The organism is Halomonas sp. ALS9 (assembly GCF_001651035.1).
GTDB lineage: Bacteria > Pseudomonadota > Gammaproteobacteria > Pseudomonadales > Halomonadaceae > Vreelandella.
In genome coordinates, this window is sequence record NZ_LXRG01000126.1 from 1 (window position 1) to 282 (window position 282).

Sequence of the window (282 nt, forward strand, 5' to 3'; positions counted from 1 at the left end):
CTCGAACACGGTGCGGCAGTAGTAGTCGAGCCCGCGCACTAAGCGTGGGGTGATTACATAGGCAATGTCCGCCGCTTCAAGCATCTTAGTGAGCTGCTCAAAGTGTTCCCGAGACTCGGTATCCAGGTGATCCATCAGCTGCGGCGCGGCATCGAGCATTTCCGCCATGGCAGGGTTCTTGGAGTCAAGGATGCGCAGCGGATTACTGGTTAAGCGGCGCTTGGAGTCTTCGTCAAGGAGATCATGGTGCTGCTCAAAATAGGCTACCAGCGTATCGCGGTA

Annotated in this window: 1 pseudogene; it reads right to left on the reverse strand. The window is 56.4% G+C overall.

Annotated features, from left to right (window positions below):
• Window positions 1-282: pseudogene (locus A6R74_RS10450) on the reverse strand (histidine--tRNA ligase); the annotation flags it as partial.